Source organism: Kamptonema sp. PCC 6506 (assembly GCF_000180455.1).
Classification (GTDB): domain Bacteria; phylum Cyanobacteriota; class Cyanobacteriia; order Cyanobacteriales; family Microcoleaceae; genus Kamptonema; species Kamptonema formosum.
In genome coordinates this window covers 1-3,309 of the sequence record NZ_CACA01000054.1, presented here as the reverse complement: position 1 = coordinate 3,309, position 3,309 = coordinate 1, and the positions used below count along the sequence as shown (strand labels likewise).

Sequence of the window (3,309 nt, the reverse complement as noted above, 5' to 3'; positions counted from 1 at the left end):
GCTCCCCCAGCCCCCAGCCCCTAGCCCCTAGCCCCTAGCTATGGTAATGACAACTTTAAAATTCTTATCCTTGCTGAAAGTTTTCCCCATATATTCCACAGCGTTTCCACAGGCTAGATGAGGTTTTCCACAGATTAGACAAGGTTTTCCACAGGCGTTAACGGTAGTATCAAGCCTTGCTGCTTAATTGGGGATTTTATTCATTAACTAGCTACTTCCAGAGTGGCGCTCAAAGTTATAAACTTATGTAACGGGGATCGGTCTCAAGACCTGATTGTTGTGTAAATATTTTTTTAAGATAAAGAGGTTTGTAACAATTCGCAACATTGACAACACCACCCCCTCTTAGCGCACAATGATGCGACCGACCTAAATTAAGCGCTCCGATTCCGGCTGTGTCCCTTAGCTGTCGATTCCGCGAGCTGGGTTTTGATATCTGTTTATTTGTGAGATTTAGAAGCGATGATGAACGCAACTGTCAGTATTTTGGCTGAAATTCCCGAAACCCTCCACGAATCCCTCAAAACCTACCTAGAAACCCATCCCGACTGGGATCAAGACCGGGTATTTTCCGCAGCTCTATCTCTGTTTTTATTGCAGAATGGGGATAGCGGTACACCAGAGGCATCAAGAAGCTATCGCCAAGCTGCCAGAGTTTACCTCGAAACCCTTTTTCAGCATCCTGTGTAAAGGAAGAGGGGCTAGGGGCTAGGGGCTAGGGGCTAGGGAAGAAAGAAGAAGGAAGAGGGAAGAAGGAAGAGGGAAGAAGAGGATTTTTCTGCAATTAGCCATTAGCCATTAGCCATTAGCAATTCCCTCTTCCCTAGCCCCTAGCCCCTAGCCCCTAGTCCCTCTTCCCTAAATTGCCTCAAACTTATAACCAACACCTCGGACGGTTTGAATCATAGAAGGTTGATTAGCATCCGGTTCAATTTTTCGGCGAATTTGACCGATGTGGACATCAACAACACGCTGATCTCCGACATATTCGTAATCCCAAACTTCTTGAAGTAGTTCAGCTCGTCGCCACACGCGACCGGGTTTGCTCGCCAAACAATAAAGCAAGTCAAATTCCAGAGCAGTTAAAGAAACTGTCTGACCGCTAAGCATCACTTCTCGGCGAACTGGATCGATCGCTAGGGGCCCAAAAATCAGGCTTTGCTGTTCTGCGGGAGTAACTATGCGCTTACGCTTCAATATTGCTCCCACGCGAAAACCGATCTCTACAAGACTAAAAGGTTTAGTGATGTAGTCGTCAACTCCCGACTCAAACCCTTTAATTTTGTCAGCCTCATCAGTTCGGCTAGTTAACATCACTACAAACACACCCGTCCGACTTTGCATTTCTTGACAAAGTTTGTAGCCAGTAGTGTCGGGCAAATTCACATCCAGAATCACGAAGTCTGGATTGAGCTGCTCAAATAATCCCAGAGCAGTCTGGCCGTCCCCGGCAGACTCCACTTGATAGCCTTGCTGGCTCAAATAGCGGTGAATTAAGTTTCGGATTGCCGGGTCGTCATCAACCACAAGGATCTTTGGAGGGGCCATGACCACAAAGTTGCTTTGAGAATTAGGCAAGAATATAAGTCATAGTAATGGAAAACTTGGATACAGACATACACTAAATTTTAAGTGTCATATTTACAATTGTTGCAAAATTTCAGGTAGTAAATCGCTAGGAAGCTTAGATAGAGCTAAATTTTGGCCTTGCAGCCCACATTCACTATAGAAAGCTTGAATTGTTTTGACAATACAATTTAGAGCAGTCTGGCGACAATCAGCATAGATAGGGTTGGGGGTCTGGCTTTGAGAATTGGTGTTTTCGCGACCTGCTAACCCTGACCCGTTCATTTGCTGTTGCCATCCCATACAAGCTTGCAACTGGTTTTGTAGTGCAGATTCTAGATGGGTTCTTAGCTCAAGTTTACTCAAGGAGAAGTAAGGGTCTGTGGCTAACTGATAGTGGGCTAGCCCTAAATTGTTGTAAGCGGCCAGTATGTCAAACGTCAACTGGTTGGGGTGAATTTGCTTGGCGGCGGCGATCGCGTTTTGATAAGCTGCGATCGCATTCTCCAAAGATTCTATCCGTCCCTGTTTGTGCCGGAGGTTAGCTAGATGCCAGTAAACTGTCCCCAGATTGTTCTGCGTGGCTGCACAGGCAGCCGGTACTAACTCTTGAGTACGATACCTCAAAGCTTCCCGATAGGCATCCACAGCTTCTAATAGGAACCCCTCTGAGGGTTCGTGCTGAGCAAGATTCCACCAAGCCGTGCCTAAGTTATTTTGCACTCCAGCATAGTTTAGGGGCTCTCGTTCTGAGCTGTAATAGCTTAGAGCTTTAGTGTAAGCCGCGATCGCGCTTTCGAGAAATGCCACTGGTTGGTCGTGTTGAGCTAAATTCCAATAAGCTGTTCCTAAATTATTCTCAACAGCAGCATAATGTTGAGGTTCTACGTCTGGGTCAATATATAAAAGGGCTTCCTGGTAAGCTCTAACCGAATGCTGTAAATTTTGGACACCATCTCGAAATCGAGCCAAATCTCCCCAAGTTGCGCCTAAATTTTTTTGCAATCTAGCATAGCTCTGGGGTTGCGTCTTGGGATTGAGCTGTGCTAAAGCTTTTTGGTAGAGAGCAATACTGTGTTCTAAATCAGATAAAGCCAAAGATGCAATTTCAGGCGATCGCGGATAGCGAGAAAGCATCCAGTAGAGAGTACCGAGGTCATTGAGAATATCGGGAACCGTCGATAGCTCAGATTTAGCAGACAGTTGACTTAAATTCTGGTTAAGTTGGCTAATTAAGGCGCTGCGTTCCCCATCTTCTTGCCGATCGCCTTGTGGTTTTGCATCCGAGCTGGTAAATTCAAGTACCATTTCGTAAGCGCGGATAGCAATTAACAGGTAAGTACGCGAAACATCTCCCGCTAGAATGCGATCGCGGTAAAAATTCCCCAAAGTCTGATAAGCCAAAGCCAAAGTCTGAGGTAAACACTCTTGTTCCTGTAGCAGTTCGATATATTGCAAAGTTTGAAGCGCCACAAAATTTCGTCCTGCTGCGGGTGAAATCCCATCTCCTCCTTCCAACTCCCCAGATGCAGCCGCGAGTACCAAATCTGCCAGCTCAAGAGCTTTTGGATTTTGAATTTTAGACTTTACAATCGGAATTGCAAACTCTTGGCTAGGAACGGACAAAATTGCAGAATCTTGGCTAGGAACAGACAAAACCTTGGGTCGAGAACCATTCTGTGTATTATTAGAACTCTCCAAAGGCCTCACACCCAAAGACTGGTAACTCAAACCCAGCAAAAC

At 45.8% G+C, this 3,309-nt stretch carries 3 protein-coding genes; 1 reads left to right on the top strand and 2 read right to left on the bottom strand.

What is annotated here, in order from left to right:
• The first annotated feature begins 465 nt into the window (after positions 1 to 465).
• The gene (locus OSCI_RS02690) at positions 466 to 690 is read left to right on the top strand and encodes a DUF2811 domain-containing protein (RefSeq protein WP_007353314.1); all 225 of its coding nucleotides are present in this window, start codon (positions 466 to 468) and stop codon (positions 688 to 690) included.
• Between the two features lie 168 nt (positions 691 to 858).
• Here the strand turns inward: OSCI_RS02690 and OSCI_RS02685 are convergent, their stop codons facing one another.
• Both OSCI_RS02685 and OSCI_RS02680 read right to left on the bottom strand, forming a co-directional pair.
• A complete protein-coding gene (locus tag OSCI_RS02685; protein ID WP_007353313.1) occupies positions 859 to 1,548 on the bottom strand; it encodes a response regulator transcription factor in 690 nt (229 codons plus the stop codon).
• Positions 1,549 to 1,641: 93 nt separating this feature from the next.
• Positions 1,642 to 3,309: tetratricopeptide repeat protein (locus OSCI_RS02680; RefSeq protein WP_052638523.1), on the bottom strand; the 1,668-nt coding region annotated here is incomplete at its 5' end.

Bases quoted from the DNA above. Each gene is read 5' to 3' on its own strand.
- OSCI_RS02690 (WP_007353314.1), top strand. From the start codon at position 466: ATGAACGCAACTGTCAGTATTTTGGCTGAAATTCCCGAAACCCTCCAC.
- OSCI_RS02685 (WP_007353313.1), bottom strand. From the start codon at position 1,548: ATGGCCCCTCCAAAGATCCTTGTGGTTGATGACGACCCGGCAATCCGA.